We start from the raw sequence: 333 nt of genomic DNA on the forward strand, positions 1-333 counted from the left end.
TCCCCATTCATATAACGAAAGACTGGCAAAAAAGGCCGTTAGGCCTGCTGTTCCATAAGTTACATTGGTTAATTTTTCCATACGCATAGTCACCCCCAGAGGAGTGTCCGTTGATGATTAGTGTGAAAGTGTTAAAAAAATTAGGCGGGGATTGATACTTTAAGTGCCTTTAATAAACCTTCAGGCAACTGTTCTTCCAGTGACGCATTAGAAACAATCACAAGACCATACATAGATATCCATGTATTCGTTTGTTGTAAGTGTCCTTGAATAAATTGCTTCGCTTTCTCTAACAAATAAACACAACTCTCTTGTGTGTTTTTGCGCCAATAG

At 38.7% G+C, this 333-nt stretch carries 1 pseudogene; it reads right to left on the reverse strand.

From position 1 onward, the window contains the following. Nucleotides 1-140 precede the first annotated feature (140 nt). Nucleotides 141-333: pseudogene (locus tag HMPREF0693_RS18240) on the reverse strand (hypothetical protein); the annotation flags it as partial.

This window comes from Proteus mirabilis ATCC 29906 (assembly GCF_000160755.1).
GTDB lineage: Bacteria > Pseudomonadota > Gammaproteobacteria > Enterobacterales > Enterobacteriaceae > Proteus > Proteus mirabilis.